Below are 21,894 nucleotides of genomic sequence, written 5' to 3' on the forward strand. Positions count from 1 at the left end.
ATTCGATGATGCCTGATTCCCCCCCGACACCCCGCCACGTCTTCGTCTACGGCACCCTGCGCGCGGGCGGCAGCAACGACATCGCGCGTTTCTCGCCCGCCCCGCAGCGCATCGCCGACGGCGTGATTGCCGGCACGCTCTACGACCTCGGCGCCTATCCGGGCGCGGTGCTGGGCGGCGAGGGGAGGGTGCAGGGCGAGATCTATCGCATCACGCCGGCCCTCGAGGCGCAACTGGATGTGCTCGAAGAGGTCAGGTCCGACGACTGCGGCGAGTACATCAAGCGCGAAGTGGAGGTGCGCGTGGCCGGGGCGGCGCTTTGCTGCCTGGTCTACGAGATCCATCCCGATCGCATCGCCGGACGGTCGGCGATCGCCAGCGGCGATTGGTTTCGGCGCGACTGAATGCGCCTCGCTCGCGCTGGTTTTCACGCGTGAAAAGCTCGCTTCGCATTGTGAAAAGGTGTGGTGCTGCGCTGCAATATTTTTTCTCAATACGAGAAAATTAATTTTGCATTGAGAAAAACGTCTGTAAGTCATTGATTTTGCTCGTGCAAAAATATGTCTTCTATAAGACATAAGAGTCTGGCTCTGACTTACAGTAAAGCCCAAGACGCGACAGCGCCCACCTCTCAATCAACCCTCGGAGTGACCATGCCCCAGACCCTCACAGAACAACTGAGCCGCGAACAGCAGATTGCCGCCCTCGAAAAAGATTGGGCCACCAACCCGCGCTGGAAGGGCGTCAAGCGCGGCTACAGCGCCGCCGACGTGGTGCGCCTGCGCGGCTCGCTGCCGATCGAGCACACGCTGGCACGCCGGGGTGCCGAGAAGCTGTGGGAGAAGATCAACGGCGACGCCAAGAAGGGCTACGTGAATGCCTTCGGTGCCATCAGCGCCGGGCAGGCGATGCAGCAGGCCAAGGCCGGCCTCGAAGCCGTGTACCTCTCGGGCTGGCAGGTCGCCGCCGACGGCAACACCTCCGAAACCATGTACCCGGACCAGTCGCTCTACGCCTACGACTCGGTGCCGACCATGGTCCGCCGCATCAACAACACCTTCAAGCGCGCCGACGAAATCCAGTGGGGCCGCGGCGTCAACCCGGGCGACAAGGAATTCATCGACTACTTCCTGCCGATCGTGGCCGATGCCGAAGCCGGCTTCGGCGGCGTGCTCAATGCCTTCGAACTGATGAAGAACATGATCGCCGCGGGCGCCGCGGGCGTGCACTTCGAAGACCAGCTGGCCGCGGTGAAGAAGTGCGGCCACATGGGTGGCAAGGTTCTGGTGCCGACGCAGGAAGCCTGCGAGAAGCTGATCTCCGCGCGCTTCGCGGCCGACGTGATGGGCGTTTCGACCATCGTGCTGGCCCGCACCGATGCCGAGGCCGCGAACCTCATCACCTCCAACCACGACGCGAACGACAAGCCCTTCCTGACCGGGGAGCGCACGCAAGAAGGCTTCTACCGCGTCAAGAACGGCCTCGAGCAGTCGATCAGCCGCGGCGTCGCCTACGCGCCCTATGCCGATCTGGTGTGGTGCGAAACCGGCGTGCCGGACATCGGCTTCGCCCGCGAATTCGCGCAGGCCGTGCATGCCGCCTGCCCGGGCAAGCTGCTCTCCTACAACTGCTCGCCGTCCTTCAACTGGAAGAAGAACCTCGACGACAAGCAGATCGCCTCGTTCCAGGAAGACCTCTCGGCGCTGGGCTACAAGTTCCAGTTCATCACGCTCGCCGGCATCCACATCAACTGGTACAACACCTTCCAGTTCGCTCACGCCTATGCCAACGGCGAAGGCATGAAGCACTACGTGAACATGGTGCAGGAACCCGAATTCGCGGCGCGCGACAAGGGCTACACCTTCGTGTCGCACCAGCAGGAAGTCGGCGCCGGCTACTTCGACGACGTGACGACCGTGATCCAGGGCGGCTCGTCCAGCGTCAAGGCGCTGACCGGTTCGACCGAGGAAGAGCAGTTCCACTGAGAACTGACGGTCGCTGATTGACAGCCCCGCGTGAGCGATCGCGCGGGGCTTTTTTGTCTTGGTGGGGGGGGCAGTCATCCGGGAAGTTCGGGGCGCGTGCCGAGGGCACCGGGTAGCAGGAGGTGGTTCCAGCCGATCAACAACCGCCGTGACGGCTCGCGCCGATGGTGTGCTCTGCGCAGCGAAATAAAGGAGGAGGCCGCAGGCCGGGGGACATTCGCGGAGCAGAGCACACCGTCGGCGTGAGCCCGCCCCGATGCTCGATTCAACCTAGTCCGCCACGCGCAGATCGCGCACCCCGCGCCCCAGCCGCTGGCGCAGCAAGGCGCGCAAGGTGACGCCTTCGGCATAGCCCACCAGCGTCGCGATCTGCTCCAGGCTTTTGTCGCTGGTCTTCAGCAGGTGCACCGCGCGCTCGACCCGCAGGTCCTGGAAGTACGACAGCGGCGTCTTGCCCAGCACCTGCTGCATGCGGCGCGCCAGCGTGCGCTTGCTGGTGCCGGCGGCGCTCGCGGCCTCGTCGAGCGAGAACCCCTCCGCCAGCCGGCCGCGGGCCCAGCGCTCGAAGCGCTCGACGGTCGCGTCCGAGTGGCTCAGGTGATCGGTGATGACATAGGCGGATTGCGAAGGCCGCGAGTCGACGATCAGGTACTTCGCCACGAGCGCGGCAAGCTCGGGGCTGGCCTGTCGCACCAGCAGCAGTGCCATGTCGACATGGCTCAGCGCGGCGCCGGCGGTGACGAAGGCGCCGGAGCTGACCAGCATGCGGGACTCTTCGAGCCGGACCGCCGGATAGCGCTGGCGGAACAGGTTCGACAGCCACCACGTGGTGGTCGCGCCCTGGCCGTCGAGCAGGCCCGATTCGGCCAGCACGAAGGTGCCGATGCAGGCGGCGGCGATCCGCGCGCCGCCCGCCGATTGCTCGCGCAGCGCGGCCGTGGCGTCGGCGATGTCGCGCCGCCGCAGCGCCACCTGGAGCCCGTCGGGCATCTTCTCGCCGATCGCCGGAATCACGGTCCAATCGGGCGTGCCTGCCTGGCCGGCCGGCAGCACCGGCACGCCGAGCCCCTGCGCGGTGCGCACCTTCCGCCGCATGCCGACCAGCACGACCTCGAACGGCGGCACCGCGAGGCCCAGCATGCCGGCCAGTTCGTTGGCGGTGCCGAAGACGTCCTGTACCGTCGCCAGGCCGGTATCGAACACGCCATCGAGGGTGAGAATGCTGATCTTCATGGCAATAACGATAGCAAAGATGTCAAAAATGCCAATAGGGCGAATCCGTGGCGGGGCCTAGAGTGAACGCCGGTCGACGCAATCTCGCGCAACCGCATTCACCGGAGACTTTCATGATCAAGTACGCACTGTTCGCCCGCCTCGAAGCCAAGCCGGGCAAGGAAGCCGAGGTCCAGCAGTTCCTCGAAGCCGGCCTGGCCATGGCGCGCGACGAGAAGACCACGCCGATCTGGTTCGCGCTGCGCCTGTCGCCCAGCGTCTTCGGCGTCTTCGACGCCTTCGAGGACGAAGCCGGGCGCCAGGCCCACCTGAGCGGCCCGATCGCCCAGGCGCTCATGGCGAAGGCGCCGGACCTGTTCGCCAAGCCGCCGTCCATCGAGCCGATCGAGGTCCTGGGCCTCAAAAACGCCGCCGCGGCGAGCTGACGGCGCTGCGGATAGAATCTGCGGCTCCATCTCAGCACCCCACAAGAGCGAGAAAGGCACCCTGGTTATGACACCGCGAACTACACCGCACGCAACGAGCGGTCTTTTCCCCGAAGGAAAAGGCCGGTAGGCCGCGCGCGCCGGAAATCCCCGGCCCATCAACCAGAGCAAAGCGCGGTCTCGTACCGCGCTTTTTTGTTTTTCTCGACGAGGTTTTCCAATGATCCAGATCACGCTTCCCGACAACTCGCAGCGCGAGTTCCCCGGCCCGGTTTCGGTGGCCGACGTTGCCAAATCGATCGGTCCCGGGCTGGCCAAGATGACGGTCGCCGGCAAGGTCGACGGCCGGCTGGTCGACGCCAGCGACATCATCGACCACTCGGCGAAGCTGCAGATCATCACGCCCAAGGACGACGAGGGCCTCGAGATCATTCGCCACTCGACGGCCCACCTGGTCGGCCACGCGGTGAAGCAGCTCTACCCGACGGCCAAGATGGTGATCGGCCCGGTGATCGACGAAGGCTTCTACTACGACATCTCGTACGAGCGCCCCTTCACGCCCGAGGACATGGAGGCCATCGAGAAGCGGATGCGCGAGCTGATCGCGCAGGACTACGACGTGGTCAAGAAGATGACGCCGCGGGACGAGGTGATCGACGTCTTCAAGTCCCGCGGCGAGGACTACAAGCTGCGCCTTGTCGAGGACATGCCCGACGAGCAGGCGATGGGCCTCTACTACCACCAGGAATATGTCGACATGTGCCGCGGCCCGCACGTGCCGAACACGCGCTTCCTGAAGGTCTTCAAGCTCACGAAGCTGGCCGGCGCCTACTGGCGCGGCGACGCCAAGAACGAGCAGCTGCAGCGCATCTACGGCACGGCCTGGGCCGACAAGAAGCAGCTCGACGACTACATCAAGCGGATCGAGGAAGCCGAGAAGCGCGACCACCGCCGGCTCGGCAAGGAACTCGACCTGTTCCACATCGACGAGGCCGCGCCGGGCCTGGTGTTCTGGCACCCGAAGGGCTGGTCGATCTGGCAGCAGGTCGAGCAGTACATGCGCAAGATCTACCGCGAGACGGGCTACCAGGAGGTCAAGGGTCCGCAGATCCTCGACAGGAGCCTGTGGGAGAAGACGGGCCACTGGCAGAACTACCGCGAGAACATGTTCACGACGGAGTCCGAGAAGCGCGACTACGCCCTGAAGCCGATGAACTGCCCGGGCCACGTGCTGATCTTCAAGTCGGACCTGCGCAGCTACCGCGACCTGCCGCTGCGCTACGGCGAGTTCGGCCAGTGCCACCGCAACGAGCCATCCGGCGGCCTGCACGGCATCATGCGGGTGCGCGGCTTCACGCAGGACGATGGCCACGTGTTCTGCACGGAAGACCAGATCCTCGAGGAATGCGTGGCCTACACGGCGCAGCTGCTCAAGGTGTATGCCGATTTCGGCTTCACGGACATCCTCTACAAGGTCGCGACGCGGCCCGACAACCGCATCGGCTCCGACGAGCTGTGGGACAAGGCCGAGAACGCGCTGATGGAGGCGTTGCGGCGCTCGGGCGTGGAGTTCGTCATCTCGCCGGGCGAGGGCGCCTTCTACGGCCCCAAGATCGAATACACGCTGCGCGACGCGATCGGCCGCCACTGGCAGTGCGGCACGATGCAGGTCGACTTCAACATGGCCGAGCGCCTGGGCGCCGAGTACGTCACGGAATCCAGCGGCCGCGCCCACCCGGTGATGCTGCACCGCGCGATCGTCGGCAGCCTCGAGCGCTTCATCGGGATGCTGATCGAACACCATGCCGGCGCACTGCCTGCCTGGCTCGCTCCGGTGCAGGTCGCGGTGCTCAACATCAGCGAAAACCAGGCCGATTACGCTGGGGAAGTTGCCAAAACGCTGCAGAATCAAGGGCTTAGGGTGGCGCTCGACCTGCACAACGAGAAGATTACGTATAAAATACGGAAGCATTCGTTGCAAAAGCTGCCTTACATCCTCGTCGTAGGCGACAAGGAAAAGGAAGCAGGTGCCGTCGCAGTGCGCGCCCGGGGCAATCTTGACCTCGGTGCCATGTCGGTGGAAGCGTTCTCCCAAAAGATCGCCCACGACATCCAACACAAGCTTTGAATTTGAACGAGTTCAAGGGCTGATTTTTTGATCAGGGGGCTTGTGGGCGCGGACTTTGAAGGCAATCGCTACATTTTTTTGTAGCATATTGTTTTAAGGATTCTGACCATCGCTACTGCATTCCGCGACCGCCGCCACCGCGAGGAACGCCAACACCGCCTGAACCGGGAAATCATGGCCCCGGAAGTCCGCCTGATCGGGCCCGAGAACGAGCCATTGGGTGTAGTGAGTCTCGCCGAGGCCTTGCGCCTGGCTGGTGAACAAGACGTCGACCTGGTCGAAGTCGTCGCGGCGGCCAATCCGCCCGTCTGCCGCCTGATCGAGTACGGCAAGTTCAAGTACCACGAGCAGAAGAAGGCGGCCGAGGCGAAGTCGAAGCAGAAGGTCATCGAGGTCAAGGAAATCAAGTTCCGGCCCGGTACCGACGATGGTGACTACAACATCAAGATGCGCAACATCCGGCGCTTTCTTGAGGATGGTGACAAGTGCAAGATCACGCTGCGGTTCCGCGGTCGTGAAATCACCCACCAGGAACTCGGCCTGGCGCTGTTGCAGCGCATTCGGGACGAACTCGCCGACCTGATCGTCGTCGAGCAGTTTCCGAAGCTCGAGGGCCGGCAGATGATCATGATGATCGCGCCGGGCCGCAAGAAGGCGGGTGGGGCGGCCAAGCCGGCTGCCGATGCGGCGGCAGCGCCGACGGCGGCGCCCGCGGCTGCCTGAGTCCGGCATCAGCCGGCAAGTTGTTACAGGGATTTCGCTGTGGCCTTTGCCTTCGGGTGAAGGCGGCGGCGGGATGAAGAAGTGTCTCGGGGCCAACAAGCCCGCGGAGTTTCCGCGGCGCCTCACGAGCACAAACTAAAGGAGCATTCACATGCCCAAAATGAAGACCAAGAGCAGCGCGAAAAAACGTTTCCGCGTTCGTCCCGGTGGCACCGTCAAGCGCGGTCAAGCCTTCAAGCGTCACATCCTGACCAAGAAGACCACCAAGAACAAGCGCCACCTGCGCGGTGCCACGGCAGTTCACGAGACCAACATGGTTTCGATGGCCGCCATGTTGCCCGGTAGCGGCATTTAATCCAGACGAACAAGGAGTACACACATGCCTCGCGTCAAACGTGGTGTAACGGCTCGCGCCCGCCACAAGAAGGTTCTCGCACTCGCCAAGGGTTTCCGCGGTCGCCGCGGCAATGTCTTCCGCATCGCCAAGCAGGCGGTGATGAAGGCAGGCCAATACGCCTACCGTGACCGCCGCACCAAGAAGCGCGTGTTCCGTCAACTGTGGATCGCGCGTATCAACGCCGCCTCCCGTGAACTGGGCCTGACCTACAGCCAGTTCGCCAACGGCATCCGCAAGGCGGGCATCGAGATCGACCGCAAGATGCTGGCCGATATCGCTGTGCACGACAAGGCCGCTTTTGCCGGCATCGTGGAGCAGGTCAAGGCCAAGCTGGCTGCTTGATCCTGCACAGCAGAGCGCCGTCTCCGGACGGCGATTTGCGCCCACGTCAAGGGCTGGCGCTTGAAAGGGCTCCAGCCCTTTTTTCATCCCGCGGCAGCCCTCGCATTTCTTTATTGATCTCGAAGAATTTCTCCATGAACGAGTTGGACTCCCTGGTCGACACCGCCCGCGCCGCCTTCGCCGAAGCCAAGGCCCCGGCCGAACTCGAGAACGCGAAGGCGCAGTTCCTCGGCAAGTCCGGCCGCATCACAGAGCTGATGAAAGGCATGGCGGCACTCAGCGTCGAAGAGAAGAAGTCGCGCGGCGCCCAGATCAATGTCGCCAAGCAGGCGATCGAGGCCGCGCTCACCGAGCGCCGCCAGCAGCTGGCCGACGACGAGCTCGCGGTGCAGCTGCGGGCCGAGGCGCTCGACGTCACGCTGCCGGGCCGCCGCCGCGTGGCCGGCGGTCTGCATCCGGTGAGCCGCACGATGGAGCGCATCGAGGCGATCTTCTCGAGCATGGGTTTCGATGTCGCCGACGGCCCCGAGGTCGAGAGCGACTGGCACAGCTTCACCTCGCTCAACAACCCGCCGAACCATCCGGCGCGCTCCATGCAGGACACCTTCTACGTCGACATCGACGGCGAGGACGGCGTGCCCTACAACCTGCGTCCGCACACCAGCCCGATGCAGGTGCGCTATGCGAACCAGCATGTCAAGAAGTACGCCGCGCAATTCGAGGCCGCGGCCGCCGACACCACCGGCACGGTCAAGGCGCCCGAAATCCGCGTAATCGCGCCGGGCCGCACCTACCGCGTCGACAGCGACGCCACGCACTCGCCGATGTTCCACCAGTGCGAAGGCCTGTGGCTGGGCGAGAACGTGAGCTTCAAGGACCTGAAGGTCGTGTTCACCGACTTCTGCCGCACCTTCTTCGAGAGCGACGACCTGGTGCTGCGCTTCCGTCCGAGCTTCTTCCCCTTCACCGAGCCGAGCGCCGAGATCGACATCCAGTTCCAGAGCGGTCCGCTGGCCGGCCGCTGGCTCGAGGTCGCGGGTTCGGGCCAGGTGCATCCGAACGTGGTGCGTAACATGGGGCTGGACCCCGAGCGCTACATCGGCTTCGCCTTCGGGATGGGGCCGGACCGGCTCACGATGCTGCGCTACGGGGTCAACGACCTGCGCCTGTTCTTCGACGGCGACCTGCGCTTCCTGAGCCAATTCCAATAAACGACTAGAACGAGTACGACGAGATGCAATTCCCCGAGTCCTGGCTGCGCGAATTCTGCGACCCGCAGCTCAGCAGCGAAGCCCTGGCCGAGACGCTCACGATGGGCGGATTCGAGGTCGAGGAGCGCCGGCCGGTGGCGCCGCCGTTCAGCAAGATCGTGGTCGGCGAGATCAAGGAAGCCGTCCAGCACCCGAACGCCGATCGCCTGCGCGTGTGCCAGGTCGATGCCGGGCAGGGCGCCTTGCTCAACATCGTCTGCGGCGCGCCGAATGCGCGCGTCGGCATCAAGGTGCCGCTGGCGCTGGTCGGTGCCGAACTGCCGCCGGGAGAGGACGGAAAGCCCTTCCTGATCAAGCTCGGCAAGCTGCGCGGCGTCGAGAGCCAGGGCATGCTGTGCTCGGCGCGCGAGCTCCAGCTCAGCGAGGACCACGGCGGCCTGCTCGAACTCGAAGCCGATGCGCCGGTCGGGGCCGACATCCGCGAGGTCCTGAAGCTCGACGATGCGCTGCTGACCCTCAAGCTGACACCGAACCTGGCGCATGGCCTGAGCGTCTACGGCATCGCGCGCGAACTGGCCGCGCTGACCGGCGCACCGCTCAGGAAGCCGGCGATCGCGCCGGTGACGACGGCCTTCGCCGACAAGCTGCCCGTCAAGGTCGAAGCGCCTGATCTCTGCGGCCGTTTCTCGGGCCGCATCGTGCGCGGCGTCGACACCAAGGTCGCGACGCCGGCCTGGATGGTCGACCGGCTGGCCCGCTGCGGCCAGCGCAGCGTGACGCCGCTGGTCGACATCTCGAACTACGTGATGTTCGAGTACGGCCAGCCCAGCCACATTTTCGACCTCGACAAGATCCACGGCGGCCTCACGGTGCGCTGGGGCAAGGCCGGCGAACAGCTCAAGCTGCTGAACGGCAACACGGTCACGGTCGACGACAAGGTCGGCGTGATCGCCGACGAGCGCGAGGTCGAGTCGCTGGCCGGCATCATGGGCGGCGACGCCACGGCGGTGTCCGACGACACCCGCAACATCTACATCGAGGCTGCCTTCTGGTGGCCCGAGAGCATCCAGGGCCGTTCGCGCCGCTTCAACTTCTCGACCGATGCCGGGCATCGCTACGAGCGCGGCGTCGATCCGAGCCGCACCGTCGAGATCATCGAGCGCATCACGCGACTGGTGGTCGAGATCTGCGGCGGCCAAGCCGGTGCGATGGACGACCAGACCCTGCGGCTGCCCGAGGCGAAGCCCGTGACCTTGCGCGTTTCCCGCGCGGCGCGCGTGATCGGCATGCCGCTCACGCAGGCCGAATGCGCCGATGCCCTGCACCGCCTGTCGCTGCCGGTGGAGCAGGGCGACGGCACGCTGATCGTGACGCCGCCGCCGCACCGTTTCGACCTGCTGATCGAGGAAGACCTGATCGAGGAAGTCGCGCGCCTGGTGGGCTACCAGAACCTGCCGACGACGCCGCCGCTGGCGCCGATCACCGCGCGGGTGCGGCCCGAGGCCGAGCGCGGCCGCTATGAGGTGCGCCATCGGCTGGCCGACCTGGGCTACCAGGAGACCATCAACTTCAGTTTCGTCGAGGCGCACTGGGAGCAGGATCTGGCGGGCAACGCCGACCCGATCAAGCTGCTGAATCCGATCGCCAGCCAGATGAGCGTGATGCGCTCGTCGCTGCTCGGTTCTTTGCTGCAGGTGCTCAAGTTCAACCTCGATCGCAGGGCGACCCAGGTGCGCGTGTTCGAGCTCGGCCGGGTGTTCCTGCGCGACGCCTCGGTCGTCACCACCGACAGCACTGTCAAGGGCATCCACCAGCCGATGCGGGTGGCCGGCCTGGCCTGGGGCGATGCCGCCGAGGGTCGCTGGGAAGGCAAGGCCGAACGGGTCGATTTCTTCGACATCAAGGGAGACGTCGAGGCCCTGCTGGCCCCGCGCGTGCCGGACTTCGAGCCGGTCGAACATCCGGCGCTGCATCCCGGACGCGCGGCGCGTGTGCTGCTCGATGGCCGCGCCATCGGCGTCGTCGGTGAACTGCATCCGCGCTGGCGCCAGAAATGGGACTTCGCGCAGGTGCCGATCCTGTTCGAACTGGAACTCGATGCGGTCACGGCGCGGCCGCTGCCGCTGGCCCAGCCGGTGCCCAAGCTGCAGCCGGTCGAACGCGACCTCGCGCTGGTGGTTGCCGAGTCGGTCACGCACGACGCGCTGATGGGTGCCATCCGCGCTGCTTCCGATGCCAGCCTGCTGCGTGATCTCGCGCTGTTCGACATCTACCGCCCGACGGTCGGCCGCGACGGCGCGGTGGCAGCCGGGGGCCTGGCGGCCGGCGAGAAGAGCATGGCCGTGCGCCTCGGCTTCAACAGCGACAGTGCGCTGACCGACGAGCAGGTCGAGGCGGCGGTGCGCAAGATCATCGATCAACTCGGCGCCCGCATCGGCGCCCGACTGCGGGTATGAACGCCATGGATTTCACGCTCGAAGCCCTCGAAACGCCGGCATTGACCAAGGCGCACCTGGCCGACCTGCTGTTCGAGCAGATCGGCTTGAACAAGCGCGAGTCCAAGGACATGGTGGAAGCCTTCTTCGACCTGATCGCCGGCAGCCTGATCGAAGGCACCGACGTCAAGATCTCGGGCTTCGGCAATTTCCAGATCCGGGTCAAGGCGCCGCGGCCGGGGCGCAATCCGCGCACCGGCGAGGCCATTCCGATCGGCGAGCGGCGCGTCGCGACCTTCCACGCGAGCGCCAAGCTGAAGGAACAAATCCACGGAAGCATCGACGCCGCGGCGCCGCAAGAGGTGGAATGGAGCGTCGGCGCCGAATAACATTGGTGCTCCGTGCGCCGGTGGAGTAACCTATGAGGTTTCGCTCGCACTGTCTTGATTTCAATGGAGAAAACACTCCCGCCGATCCCCGTCAAACGCTACTTCACGATCGGTGAGGTGGGCGAGTTGTGCGGTGTCAAACCGCATGTGCTGCGCTACTGGGAGCAGGAGTTCACGCAGCTTCGCCCGATGAAGCGGCGCGGCAACCGGCGCTACTACCAGCACCACGAGGTGCTGATGATCCGTCGCATCCGCGACCTGCTCTACGACCAGGGCTTCACGATCAGCGGGGCGCGCAACAAGCTGCAGGAACTGGTCCAGACCGAGCGTGACCGGCGCCGCGCCGGCGAGATTCCGCTCGAGGGCATGGAGGCGATCGAGATCGACCAGGAGGAGTTCGACGCCGCGGTGCAAGATGGCATCGAGCCGCCGCCCGAGGGCGTCGAAGCACCGGGTCGCACCATCGATCTGTCGCAATTGCTCTACTTGCGGCGCGAACTGACTGAAATTCGTGAGCTGCTCGGCGCGAGTCACTGAATTCAGGCGGCTATAATCGAGAGCTTCGGTGTGTGGCGCAGCCTGGTAGCGCACTTGCATGGGGTGCAAGGGGTCGAAGGTTCGAATCCTTTCACACCGACCAAAATCGTTAGATAGATCAACGGGTTACGCTCACAAGGCGTGACCCGTTTCTCTTTGTCCGTGACAAATTCGGGGGTCCGTGACAAACCCGACCCGAATCAGCCCTTCCCGCGCCCCCCAATTGCAGACGGCAAAGGGGTGGAAGAGGGCACTTTGCGGCGGTACACCCGCTTCGTGACCTTCACGTCTTCGTGGTGCAGCAGCTCGTGCGCGGCCACGTCGGACACCGAATCCGAGCCGGCCTTGGCGCGCATGTCGTGGAAGGTGATCTCGCGGGCCTCCAGCTTCAGCTTCGTGCGCACCACGCGCCAGAGGCTCTTGAACGACGCTTTCCCGTAGGGCTTGCCGTTCTTCGTGATGAACAGGTAGTCGCTCGGCAGGCTGGCGGCGCCGCCCCGGCGCTTCTTGCGCAGCTCGAGCGCCCGGCCGAGGGCCCGCCAGAGGTCGAGCGTCATCGTGTAGCTCTTGGCCGTATGGCCCTTCTCGTTGCGCTTCTTCGTGACGCGCAGCTCGATCTGGTCCTGGTCGAAGTCGCCGATCCGGATGTCGAAGATCATCCCCTCGCGGGCGCCCGTCTGGGTCGAGATCTCCAGCATGCACTGGAGGACCTGGCTGGCGGCAGCGTAGATGTCGGCGTAGCGCTTGTTGCTCACGTCCATCGTGCGCGGCCCTTCCGGCAGGTACTAGATGGCCTCGCAGGGGTTGAAGGTGGTCAGGCCCCAGCGCACGCGCGCCAGGCGAAACATGCGCGACAGCAGCTGGATGTCCTTGTCGGCAGACGCCGCCCGGCCCTTGTTGTCGTGCAGGTGCGAGCAGGTGATCGAGGGCAGCAACATCGAGGGCGGTGTCTACACGCTGTCCTGGGTCGGCGCGGGAACTGCGTCTGTGAACGGCACGGCAATCGCCAACGGCGCGCAGACGGCCTCGCTCACGGCTGCCGCCAACGTCACCGTCAAGTTCGTAGGCGCCGTGTCGAAGGTGCAGTTCGAGTTGGGTTCGGTCGCGACGCCGTTCGAGCAGCGCCATCCGACGCTCGAGCTGATGCTCGGCCGTCGCTACTACTACCGCAACACGAACGCTGGGCAGGGGGCTTGTCGCGACGGGCTTGGCGTTCAGCGGGACCAGCGCCGCGTTCTTCATCCAGTTCCCGGTGACGATGCGGGGCTCTCCAACATTGAGTTCGGGCAACCTCTTCCCCACCAACGGGGCAGGTAGTCTGATTGCCCCTACGGGTTCGTCCATCCTTGGCATCTCAAGCGACAGCGCATTGGTGCAGATCAACGTCGCATCCGGGCTGGCGGCTGGAAATGCCAGCCTGCTGTACGCAGGCAATGGGTCTGGTGGCTCCATTGCCTTCGATGCGGAGATCTGATGTAAACGATCTACCCGACGTTCATCTTGCGCCAGGCCGATGGTGCATCTATCCCGCTGTCCGACGAGAACGCGGACTATCGCGCCTACCTTGAATGGGCCGAAACGAACCAGGCCGACCAGCCGCCAGGTCCCACGATCGAGGAGCGCGCCGCGGTTCATCTCGCGGCTGTCGACGCCCACCTGAACGCCGCGGCGAAAGCCAAGGGCTACGACAGCATCGTCACCGCCGCGCATCGAGCCGGCTATCCCGGTCCGTTCCACGACGAGGGCGTTGCGTTCGCGACCTGGATGGACGCGACCTATCAGCAGTGCTACGCGCTGTTGGCGCAGGTCCAGGCGGGCGAGGCCGCTGAGCCCACGCCCGCCGAGCTCATCGCAATGCTTCCCACCTTGAAGCTTCCATCATGACCCTTGCTCTTTCGCCTTTGTGGCTGGTGCTGATCGGGCTCGTAGCGGCTCGCCAGCTGTGGATCAACTTCGTGTGCGCCATGAACCTGAAGATGGTCCACGACGCACGCGCGGCCAGACCGTCCTCGGCTTCTCGGCGCTCGTCGAGGGCCTGCTGATGGACCTGCTGTTCCACCTGATCTTCGGCACGCTGATCTTCTGGGAGTGGCCAGCCAGGAAGGAATGGACGCTGTCCGCGCGGCTCTGGCGCCTGAGCAACGGTCCGCCTAGCTGGCGCCAGCGCTTGGCCCTCAAGGTCCGCAAGGGCCTGCTCGACAGCATCGACCCGCGAGGGGTGCACAGCTGATGAGACAGATCGACACCCAACCTGGAGACCTGCCGCGCGTCACGCGCGTGATCGACATGAAGTTGCCGCTGAACTGGCTACTGACGGTGGCCTTTTCACTGGCGCTGCTGATCGGCGGGATGTACTTCAAGCTGGGCCAGCTCGGCGAAGACATGACGGATCTGAAGATCGCGGTCAAGGCGGGCAACGGCCAAGCCGCCACCGTTCAGGGTGAGCTCGCCATCCTGAAGTTTCGGATCGACAACCTCGAGTCCGACAAGAAGGCTGCTCGATAGGGCGCCTCGACCACCACCCCGCAGCCCGCTTCGGCGGGTTTTGCTTTGTCTGAAAGGATTCCCATAACGCCATCACCGCATTCTTCGACAAGACCCTCGTCCCCCAGTGGCGCAGCTCTCTCAAGATGCTGAGCGTCCTGTGGAATCTGATCTGCGCCGCGGCCGCGCCGGGCTGGATGGCGCTCACCGACGACCAGAAGTCTTCGATCCTGGGCCTCATCGGCATCTCGCCCGGCTGGATTTCGTCGTCGGCATCGTGCTCCGACTGAAGGCACAGGGCATCGAGGTCCCGACGGCCGAACCGACGAAGGCTGACCCATCATGACCCGCCGCACGGCGCCGCACGGCGCCGCAATGGACGGCGATCCTGCTGGCCTGCGGAGGCCTGGGATCAGTCGCCTCGGCTTGGGGCCCGGTGTTCGCCGACGAGATCAAGGACGGCACCTTCTCGAATGGTGACGCAGACATCGTCGAGTTGCTGCCCCAGATCCTGCACGAGAGCGCGGGCTTGCAGCGCATGGAAGAGAAACTGAACTACAGCGCCTCGCGCATCGTCCAAGTGTGGCCGTCGCGGTTCCGGACGATCGTCGAGGCGCTGCCCTACGCGAACAATCCGAAGACCGACCCTGGCGAACATGGTCTACGGCGGCCGGATGGGCAACTCGCGCTCGGACGACGGTTGGACCTACCGCGGCCGGAGTCCGATCGGCATCACGGGCCTGGCCAACTACCAGCGCGTCGGCGACCTGATGGGGCAGGACCTGGTCGGTATCCCGGACCTGCTGTGCCAGCCGCGCTTCGCGCTCGATGCCTGCATCGCGTGGTGGGAAGACAAGATCCCCGACAGCATGCTCGGCGAGACCACGAACATCCGCCAGCGCGTGAACGGCGGCGTCATCGGCCTGGGCGACGTGCAGCGCCTCAAGCGGCTTGTGCAGGGAGCCATGTCCCGTGATCCCGCCTGACCTCGACATCGAAGAGCGCCGGGCCGCCGCCCAGCCGCGAGATTGGCCGGAGGACTACGACCGTCCCACGACTTGGAACGTGTGTGGCGACTGCCTGCGGCCGTTCCTCGGGCTGGCAACCCGCATTCAATGCCGGCTCTGCGCCGGCCGGCGGACGCTATGACCTACTGGATCATGGTCGGCACGGCCGTCGGTTTCATCGTCGGCATGGCGATCCTGGCCGTCTACATGGGCTTCCTATGACCTTGCTGCTCTCGCCCAAGTTCTGGCTGGCCATCGCCTTCGCCGCGGTGGTGGCCTTCGCCGGCGTGCAGACGCTGCGCGTGGCAGGCGGGAAGGCCGACCTGTCCGAACTGCGGTCCGAGTTCGCCGACTACAGGGCCGCCGCGGCCGAAACCGCCCGCCTGGCCGCCCGCGCCGAGCGCGCGGAGGAGCAGCGCTACCAGGACAACACCCGAAAGGTCGTCGATGATGCTCGAACCGAAACTGTTGCTGCGCGTGCTGCTGCTGGCCGCGCTGATATCGCTGCTGAGCGGCTGTCCGGCCAGCTTGCCGCCTTCCGCGCCGCCGCCGATCGAGCGCGCGCGGATCCCGCCGCTGCCGGCCGAGGGCAGGGTGAGCCTGCTGGAGATCCCATCGGAGTGCTCGCAGGGCTGCTTGAACGGGCTGACGCTCGAGCGGGAAAGGTCGAGCGATACGCTGATGCGCTCCGGATTGCTGGGGCCACCTGCGAGCGCTACGCCGACGGACTACAGCCTGCCCAAGGGCAAGCCCCTCCCTAAGCCCTGACCATCATTCCGCGCCTACTGCGCCCCTCGGCTTCGGCCGGGGGGCCTTTTCTCATTTGCTGCGCGCGATACAGTTCGTCTCCCTCGACCCGTCTGCTATAACCACGCCGAAGCAAATCGGAACCGATGGAAAACAGAACTACAGTTGGAGCGCCCGTCGCCGACGCGGCGCGAGATGCTCTTCGTCCCGGCACCCTTTGGCTTCTATCGTTCTGTCTGGCTTGCCTCTTCGCAGCCTTTCAGATCCAGTCGTCATTGCATAGCGGCGTGCTCTCAGTACCGGTGACCTACGACGATGTCGCCTATTTCACTGACGCGCTCGCGAGGTTGGAGATCCTTTATCGAGAGGGTTTCGCCGCCACGTTGAAGAATCTCTTCACGGTGCCGCCCCATGCGCCGTTGCAGACCCTTCTGGCAATGCTCGGGTTTGGTTTGTTGGGCCGGCATCCGTGGGCCGCAGACGCGATGAATGTACTGCCGCTCACCTTGATGATCCGGCTGTTCTTGGGCACGGCGGTTCGGTCGCTGTCCTTGGACGTGTCTGTCGTGCTCGCGGCGGCATTCCTCGGCGTTCCACTGTTCGGCATGCTGATCGTGGAGTTCCGCCCTGACATGCTGTGCGCGCTGTTCACTGCGATAGGTACCTTCATGATCGTTGCTGACCCTCGTTGGCGTGAAGGGGATCGCGCCACGGGCTTGACCACGTCAGCACTTTTCGCGGGTGCACTGCTCGCGAAGCCAACGTTGGCGCCGGTCACGGTGTTCGTATTTGGCACAGCGGCGATCGCCGTCGTTGCGCTGTTCGCAAGGTCGGTGGTCGATGCCAAGCGCATCTCGAAGCGCGTGGTCCTGTTCGGCGGCCTAGGCATGCTGCTCGCGCTGCCTTACTACATTGTCGGCTTTCGCAGTATCTATGAGTACGTGGCAGAGGCAGTCCTCGGAACCAACGCTTCCGTCTTCGCCCTGAATATCTCTCGGCGAGCGCATGCGCTTTACTACCTCACTGGCCCGGGCGGGGCGACGGCGATAGGGCGCCCGTGGTTGCTCCTTTCGACGGCGCTGTTGGTCGCCTCGTCCCCGATTTGGGCTCGATCGCGTCGGCGCGCGCTAGCGGTCTTCGCGGTCGCATTTGCCGCGTACATCGCCGTAACCGTGCCGGGCATGAAGACGGTGTTCATCGGATTGGTCGTACCAGCTTTTCTGATCGTGATCGTGGCGACCTCGACGGTTGCCCTCCTGTCCAGAATGAGAAGGCCGGCCGCACTGGTGGCCGCCACCCTGCTGCTGGTCGTTTCCGCGCTGACCTGGCGCCCTGTGGCCATGCAGATGTCGGGTGCCGTCATCGCCGTTCAGGCCGAGGCGCTCAATCGAGTCGCCACGGAGATCGCAGATGCGGTCGCAAAGGTGCCTGATCTCGGGCACCAGCACTTGTACTTCCCTCTCACTTCGCAATTCGTCAACCGGGAAGGCCTCGAGTACGAACTCCGACTCCGCGGCTTAGCTGTGCCAGAGGCGCCGGTTCTTTACTTTGAAACTGACATGGCAAAGCAGGCGGCGGCGCTGGAGAAATCCCAAATCGCAATCCTGTTCTCTGACGACAACACGATGCCGCTCGACTGGACCTTGAGCACCCGCATTCGAAAGGACATCACCGCCTTGGTCGAGCGAGGTGGCGCATTTGAAAGCATCGCCGTGATCGACGCGGGACCATACCGCGGTACAGTCAAGGTCCTGCGGCGCACACGGCCGTAGTCTCGAATCCCCAGTGTCCCACAATGGGCGCCAGAAAACCAACGTAAAAAAAGCCCGCGATGCCCAAGCAAAAAACAGCTTCAGATTTCTATTGGTATCACTGCGTCGACCTCGGAAACGGCCAAATCACCGATGGCGACTATGCAATGGCTCAGTACCTCCCGCACTACCATTTTCCGGACGACATGACCGGCATGAAGGTCCTAGACGTCGGGCGCGCGAGCGGCTATTTTGCCTTTGAGTTCGAAGATCGCGGCGCGGATGTCACGGCGACAGAGCTGCGGTCAATCAATGACTGGGATTTCGTGGGCGGTGAAGAGGGCCGCAAGGCCAGCATGGCGAAGTACTTGGAGCATCCCGACTTCGAAGATTACTTCATCAAAGGCGCTTTCAACTATGCGCACTCCGTCCGAAAGTCCAAGGTGAAAAAGGTCGCGGCTTCGGTTTATGACCTCTCGCCAGCCCTGTTTGGCGGCCAAAAGTTCGATTTGGTTTTTGCGGGCTCCATCACATCGCACTTGAAGAGCCCGATCGTCGCGTTAGAGAAGCTGTTCTCGGTCACCGCCGACACCGGCACTTGCATCGTCTCGGCGCCTTTCCTTGACGTCGTTGAGATGAGAGAACTGCCATTCATGGCGATGGTCGGGCGATCGGATCCTGATCTGCGCAGTTGGTGGGTGCTCAATGCCAAAGGGCTATCAGAGTTGCTCTACGCCGCGGGTTTTAAGGTGGTCAGGGTACTTTCGCATTTCAACCTTGAGCACTTGAAGGAACCGTCGGTATTCCCCCATATCGTCGCGCATGCGATGAAGTAGAACGTCATGGGATCGTGGCATCGACCTCGCCAGCGGAGCAACCGGCACCTGGCGCCGACGGTCAGTTCGCTGAACTGCATTTCCGAATGCTAAACGCCGGGGCTAAGATCCGTCCCTTTTGGGAGTCGGAAATGGCTGAAGCGCAAGCGGAAAAGGTGGCGGGTCTGGTGGACCTGCCTCGGCAGGAACTGAACGTGACGCTGACCCGGCAGGACTTGGATTTCATCCTCGCGGGGCTGATCCAGAGTGCGTACACGATCGCTAAGCTCGAAAACGTCCCTTACGAAGAGTTGGCGCAGTACCGGCTGTGGAAAAGGCTGAGCGAGCGCCGGCAGGAAGGTCGCTAAGCGATAGCCGGCACCGGCCCTGGGCGAACACCCCCCATGAACGACGGCCTCCACCGCTTCGGCGCTGGGGCTTTTCTCATTTCTGTGTCTGAGTGACAGTCTGGCCTAGAGCCGCGGGCAGTGGTGGCGCCGAGTTTCTCATCAGCCAATCACGGGGTGGCGCAAAGTATTGAGGCCGAACACTCGCCTCCTGCTGTATCACGGGCGTGAAATCGCCCGTAGGGTCATAGGCTGGCTGGTCGACGAATCCACGCGCAATCTCCGACAGCGGCGTGGCGACGCCGATGGCAAGCACGGCAATCATTGCCCCTGCCAGCTTGGGCGGCGCCTTGATCACCAGTGCAGCGGCCCCGATTGCGACGACCGCGAGCGCTGGCAACGATGCCCGCATACCGAAGTCGTTGGCCCACCCGATCGAATAGAGGGGGATCAACAGAAGCGTGACCGCTGCGACTGCGAACATGCCCGTTCGAGCGGGCTTCCATGCGAGCAACAACAGCAGGAAGGCCAGGATTTCGACGGCTAGGAAGCGCGGATATGCAGGCCATGTGAAGCAGGGGAATGGGTCACCGCACGCCCGATTCCACTGGAGGGAAGCCGGCAGCGCTTGCGACGCGCCAGTGAGATATAGGGCGGTCGGCAGCCCGACGAAGAAGACGCTCGCCCAAGTGCGCCAATTTCTCAGAATGACACTACCGCCAGGCTGGAAGAGCAGGTAGCCGGCGAATGGGACGAGGCCGAGCGCAACAATAGGAGACCACAGCTGCGTCGCAGCGAACAGCAGGGCCACCTCCGGGAGAATCGTGGGGCGTTCAATCTGCCGCAGCAGTAGCGCTGTCATGAGCCACGCCGCAATGGCGTGTTGGGGAACCCAGAACAAGGACGTCGTGCTGGAGTCATAGGCGACCCAGCCCGTCCACCATTCGATGTGCCATCGAGGGCCAAGGTGAAAGCCGGTCAGGGCCTGGCCGATGATGTCGGCGCCGCTGAACAGTGCAAAAACAACGGGTGCTAGTAGTGCGCGCTTTCCACCGCCGACCAGGTCTATCAGGAGTCGGAAGAAGACGAAGATGCCGATCGCAGACCAGATACCCGCCAGGGCCGCCTGCCAGTGGGATCCCGTCACCTTTGCAATCACGCTGGGCACGATGTACCAGCCGATTGAGTAGCGCAGGATCTCGTCCGGTCCCGCGTAGAGGCTGCTGTTCGCCGTCAGAAAGTTGAGGACAGCGAAGTGCTTAGGCCAATCGCTGTTGAGCCCCGTGACGCCGAACGATCCACCCAGAAACACCCATACTCCGGCGAGCAGGCCGAGGGCCAGCGTCTGCAAGCTGACTTTGGGCGCTGGCCATGCTGTTCGGCGGCTCAGGTCCCACAATGACCACGCGATTAGCGAGCACGCTGGGATTGCGATTGCTGAGTTGATGAACAAGAAAAAGAAGAGGAATAGAGGCGCGATCAGGTAGAAACAGGCAGCCGCCTCCGGCCACGCGATCGGCTCTCTGGCCTGGATTGGAGATCTCATGCTTCCGAGCATCTCACGCCCCGTCCTTCAAGCGCGGCCGGCAGTAGCTTAGGAAGAACCTTTGCAACACCACATGCGGAAGGTCGTGGGTGCTCAGTCCCAGTTTCCAGAGGGACTCCATCGCATGGTTAGCCGTCGGTCTTCAGCCTGATAGATCGCAGGCTTTGCCGCGGGTCAAGGACGATCTGCTCCGCGACCCGGACCGTGGTCGGGATCAAACGCTCCGCCTGGACCCGACTCGCCACCGAATCCCGGCGGCCTGGGTGCGCCAGGCGGCGGGAAAGGTCGGCGGGATCCATAAGCGGGCGGCTGACCATAGTAGGGATCGGAGCGCCCCTGGTAGTAAGGTCTGGGGTAGTACCCTTGCCCCCGGGAGTACGTGCCGTTGATGTAAACGGAAGGCGCTCCGACCACGGCCTGGCCGGGCTCCACGTAGTAAGGCTGGGAATACGCCGGGCTACCGTAGTAGGGGCCCGTAGGCACAGCGACGCAACCGCTCAGCATGGCGATGCCACCGATCGCGATGCAAGTTCCAATGAGACGAATTTTGTTCATAAGGGACTCCAGGTCGTTGACTACTACCTGACCAACGCTGCGCAGCGGGCCCTGTTGACAGGGCTTGCTGGAATTCGCGTATCGCGCAGGTAAAGCCTTGTCCAGCAACTACCCGACCCTGCCACCCCCTTAGCTAAGCTAGAGAGGGGGCAGGCTCAAGTCCTGACGCGCTATGCAGGCCTCATGTCCTTCTACGAGCCGAACGGCATCCTGGCCAAGATCCCTGGCCCGTTGGTCAGCCGCGGCATGGATGGGTTCCCGCCGGCGGGCGATGGCCAAGCAGCCGAGATGCAGGGCGAGGTCGACGTCCCGGACATTGGCCGCGTGCGCATTCGGTATCGGCTGAAGTCGAGCCGCCACCACAAGAACACGAACTGGTTCTGGGCCGCGTGCTTCGCAGAGGTGGTGGGGTAGCCGGCACCCACTTTTCGGGGCCAGCGCATGAAAAAGCCCGCCGAGGCGGGCAAGACCCTGAAGGGTCGGAGGAGGAAGCACGCATCGTGGAATTTATCCCTGAACCGGGCCTGAATGTCCCCGGAAATGCAAATGCGTAGAGATGCCGGAAGGGCGCCGGGCCCCCGGAGCGATTCAAGCGATAGCTGCCCGGCAATGCCTTGCGGCTTCCGCTGACGTCGAGCTCGACACGGTGGCGACACTGTGGTCTCAGACGTTCGCTATCCCGGGCGGAACGACCTGGCGGAGGCAGACCATGCGAGAGCACCACAGGGTCGTGTCCCATTCCGTGGTGTAGGTCCACAGCCCGGAGAAGGCTGAGCTGCACGGTACTCAGCGTGCCACTGCGGACAGCCGAGTGGGCGCAGTATCGCTCAGGGTCTG

Annotated in this window: 26 protein-coding genes and 1 tRNA gene; 23 read left to right on the forward strand and 4 right to left on the reverse strand. The window is 64.2% G+C overall.

From position 1 onward, the window contains the following. The first annotated feature begins 8 nt into the window (after positions 1–8). The gene (locus tag QZH52_RS28155) at positions 9–404 is read left to right on the forward strand and encodes a gamma-glutamylcyclotransferase family protein (protein ID WP_301814131.1); all 396 of its coding nucleotides are present in this window, start codon (positions 9–11) and stop codon (positions 402–404) included. Positions 405–653: 249 nt separating this feature from the next. Next, positions 654–1,985: an isocitrate lyase gene (aceA, locus tag QZH52_RS28160; RefSeq protein ID WP_286532817.1), complete on the forward strand. Its 1,332-nt coding sequence runs from the start codon at positions 654–656 to the stop codon at positions 1,983–1,985. A 270-nt stretch (positions 1,986–2,255) separates the two neighbouring features. On the opposite strand, the gene QZH52_RS28165 is transcribed toward aceA, so the two are convergent. After that, positions 2,256–3,218: a GlxA family transcriptional regulator gene (locus QZH52_RS28165; RefSeq protein WP_301814134.1), complete on the reverse strand. Its 963-nt coding sequence runs from the start codon at positions 3,216–3,218 to the stop codon at positions 2,256–2,258. A 113-nt stretch (positions 3,219–3,331) separates the two neighbouring features. Between QZH52_RS28165 and QZH52_RS28170 the strand changes: the two genes are divergently transcribed. The 10 genes from QZH52_RS28170 to QZH52_RS28215 all read left to right on the forward strand — a co-directional run bounded on the left by QZH52_RS28170 (position 3,332) and on the right by QZH52_RS28215 (position 11,908). Further along, the gene (locus tag QZH52_RS28170) at positions 3,332–3,643 is read left to right on the forward strand and encodes a putative quinol monooxygenase (RefSeq protein ID WP_286524358.1); all 312 of its coding nucleotides are present in this window, start codon (positions 3,332–3,334) and stop codon (positions 3,641–3,643) included. A gap of 220 nt (positions 3,644–3,863) precedes the next feature. Beyond that, complete coding sequence (thrS, locus tag QZH52_RS28175; RefSeq protein WP_301814135.1) at positions 3,864–5,771, forward strand: threonine--tRNA ligase; 1,908 nt, start codon at positions 3,864–3,866, stop codon at positions 5,769–5,771. 99 nt (positions 5,772–5,870) lie between these two features. After that, complete coding sequence (gene infC, locus QZH52_RS28180; RefSeq protein ID WP_286507742.1) at positions 5,871–6,494, forward strand: translation initiation factor IF-3; 624 nt, start codon at positions 5,871–5,873, stop codon at positions 6,492–6,494. Positions 6,495–6,645: 151 nt separating this feature from the next. Next, complete coding sequence (rpmI, locus tag QZH52_RS28185) at positions 6,646–6,849, forward strand: 50S ribosomal protein L35 (RefSeq protein ID WP_028253491.1); 204 nt, start codon at positions 6,646–6,648, stop codon at positions 6,847–6,849. Between the two features lie 24 nt (positions 6,850–6,873). Further along, positions 6,874–7,233: a 50S ribosomal protein L20 gene (rplT, locus tag QZH52_RS28190; RefSeq protein ID WP_012747009.1), complete on the forward strand. Its 360-nt coding sequence runs from the start codon at positions 6,874–6,876 to the stop codon at positions 7,231–7,233. Positions 7,234–7,367: 134 nt separating this feature from the next. Continuing rightward, positions 7,368–8,444, forward strand: coding sequence for a phenylalanine--tRNA ligase subunit alpha (gene pheS, locus QZH52_RS28195; protein ID WP_286367343.1), 1,077 nt, complete (start codon positions 7,368–7,370; stop codon positions 8,442–8,444). Positions 8,445–8,467: 23 nt separating this feature from the next. Beyond that, positions 8,468–10,900 carry a phenylalanine--tRNA ligase subunit beta gene (gene pheT, locus QZH52_RS28200; protein ID WP_301814141.1) on the forward strand — a complete coding sequence of 811 codons (2,433 nt, stop codon included), beginning with the start codon at positions 8,468–8,470 and terminating at the stop codon, positions 10,898–10,900. Next, the gene (locus QZH52_RS28205) at positions 10,897–11,268 is read left to right on the forward strand and encodes an integration host factor subunit alpha (RefSeq protein WP_286507527.1); all 372 of its coding nucleotides are present in this window, start codon (positions 10,897–10,899) and stop codon (positions 11,266–11,268) included. Before pheT ends, QZH52_RS28205 begins: the two co-directional genes overlap by 4 nt. 63 nt (positions 11,269–11,331) lie before the next feature. After that, a complete protein-coding gene (locus tag QZH52_RS28210) occupies positions 11,332–11,805 on the forward strand; it encodes a MerR family transcriptional regulator (RefSeq protein WP_286524348.1) in 474 nt (157 codons plus the stop codon). A 26-nt stretch (positions 11,806–11,831) separates the two neighbouring features. Continuing rightward, positions 11,832–11,908, forward strand: a tRNA-Pro gene (locus QZH52_RS28215). Positions 11,909–12,005: 97 nt separating this feature from the next. On the opposite strand, the gene QZH52_RS28220 is transcribed toward QZH52_RS28215, so the two are convergent. After that, positions 12,006–12,566: a tyrosine-type recombinase/integrase gene (locus QZH52_RS28220; RefSeq protein ID WP_301814144.1), complete on the reverse strand. Its 561-nt coding sequence runs from the start codon at positions 12,564–12,566 to the stop codon at positions 12,006–12,008. A gap of 24 nt (positions 12,567–12,590) precedes the next feature. Further along, positions 12,591–12,743 carry a hypothetical protein gene (locus QZH52_RS28225; protein WP_301814146.1) on the reverse strand — a complete coding sequence of 51 codons (153 nt, stop codon included), beginning with the start codon at positions 12,741–12,743 and terminating at the stop codon, positions 12,591–12,593. Here QZH52_RS28225 and QZH52_RS28230 point away from each other — a divergent pair. The 10 genes from QZH52_RS28230 to QZH52_RS28275 all read left to right on the forward strand — a co-directional run bounded on the left by QZH52_RS28230 (position 12,724) and on the right by QZH52_RS28275 (position 18,977). Continuing rightward, positions 12,724–13,122 carry a hypothetical protein gene (locus tag QZH52_RS28230; protein ID WP_301814147.1) on the forward strand — a complete coding sequence of 133 codons (399 nt, stop codon included), beginning with the start codon at positions 12,724–12,726 and terminating at the stop codon, positions 13,120–13,122. The two genes, QZH52_RS28225 and QZH52_RS28230, sit on opposite strands and share 20 nt — an antisense overlap. A gap of 183 nt (positions 13,123–13,305) precedes the next feature. Next, positions 13,306–13,689, forward strand: a complete 384-nt coding sequence (locus tag QZH52_RS28235; protein WP_301814148.1) for a hypothetical protein — start codon at positions 13,306–13,308, stop codon at positions 13,687–13,689. Positions 13,690–13,762: 73 nt separating this feature from the next. Then, entirely contained in the window at positions 13,763–14,035 is a 273-nt protein-coding gene (locus QZH52_RS28240; protein ID WP_301814149.1) for a hypothetical protein, read from the forward strand. Continuing rightward, positions 14,035–14,310: a hypothetical protein gene (locus QZH52_RS28245; RefSeq protein ID WP_301814151.1), complete on the forward strand. Its 276-nt coding sequence runs from the start codon at positions 14,035–14,037 to the stop codon at positions 14,308–14,310. The genes QZH52_RS28240 and QZH52_RS28245 overlap by 1 nt, the downstream gene beginning before the upstream one ends. A 125-nt stretch (positions 14,311–14,435) precedes the next feature. After that, positions 14,436–14,579: a hypothetical protein gene (locus tag QZH52_RS28250; RefSeq protein WP_301814152.1), complete on the forward strand. Its 144-nt coding sequence runs from the start codon at positions 14,436–14,438 to the stop codon at positions 14,577–14,579. Between the two features lie 366 nt (positions 14,580–14,945). After that, positions 14,946–15,275 carry a glycoside hydrolase family 19 protein gene (locus QZH52_RS28255; RefSeq protein WP_301814153.1) on the forward strand — a complete coding sequence of 110 codons (330 nt, stop codon included), beginning with the start codon at positions 14,946–14,948 and terminating at the stop codon, positions 15,273–15,275. Between the two features lie 239 nt (positions 15,276–15,514). Further along, positions 15,515–16,057 carry a DUF2514 family protein gene (locus QZH52_RS28260; RefSeq protein WP_301814154.1) on the forward strand — a complete coding sequence of 181 codons (543 nt, stop codon included), beginning with the start codon at positions 15,515–15,517 and terminating at the stop codon, positions 16,055–16,057. A 132-nt stretch (positions 16,058–16,189) separates the two neighbouring features. Continuing rightward, a complete protein-coding gene (locus QZH52_RS28265; protein ID WP_301814155.1) occupies positions 16,190–17,815 on the forward strand; it encodes an ArnT family glycosyltransferase in 1,626 nt (541 codons plus the stop codon). 59 nt (positions 17,816–17,874) lie between these two features. Further along, on the forward strand, positions 17,875–18,630 hold the full coding sequence (locus QZH52_RS28270) for a class I SAM-dependent methyltransferase (protein WP_301814156.1): 756 nt from the start codon (positions 17,875–17,877) through the stop codon (positions 18,628–18,630). Positions 18,631–18,761: 131 nt separating this feature from the next. After that, complete coding sequence (locus tag QZH52_RS28275) at positions 18,762–18,977, forward strand: hypothetical protein (RefSeq protein ID WP_301814157.1); 216 nt, start codon at positions 18,762–18,764, stop codon at positions 18,975–18,977. A 76-nt stretch (positions 18,978–19,053) separates the two neighbouring features. On the opposite strand, the gene QZH52_RS28280 is transcribed toward QZH52_RS28275, so the two are convergent. Continuing rightward, positions 19,054–20,307, reverse strand: coding sequence for a hypothetical protein (locus tag QZH52_RS28280; protein ID WP_301814158.1), 1,254 nt, complete (start codon positions 20,305–20,307; stop codon positions 19,054–19,056). 933 nt (positions 20,308–21,240) lie between these two features. On the opposite strand from QZH52_RS28280, the gene QZH52_RS28285 reads away from it, so the two are divergent. Next, on the forward strand, positions 21,241–21,471 hold the full coding sequence (locus tag QZH52_RS28285; RefSeq protein ID WP_301814159.1) for a hypothetical protein: 231 nt from the start codon (positions 21,241–21,243) through the stop codon (positions 21,469–21,471). The last annotated feature ends 423 nt before the right edge of the window (positions 21,472–21,894 follow it).

The sequence above is a fragment of the Variovorax ginsengisoli genome, from assembly GCF_030486595.1.
Taxonomy (GTDB): Bacteria; Pseudomonadota; Gammaproteobacteria; order Burkholderiales; family Burkholderiaceae_C; genus Variovorax; species Variovorax ginsengisoli_B.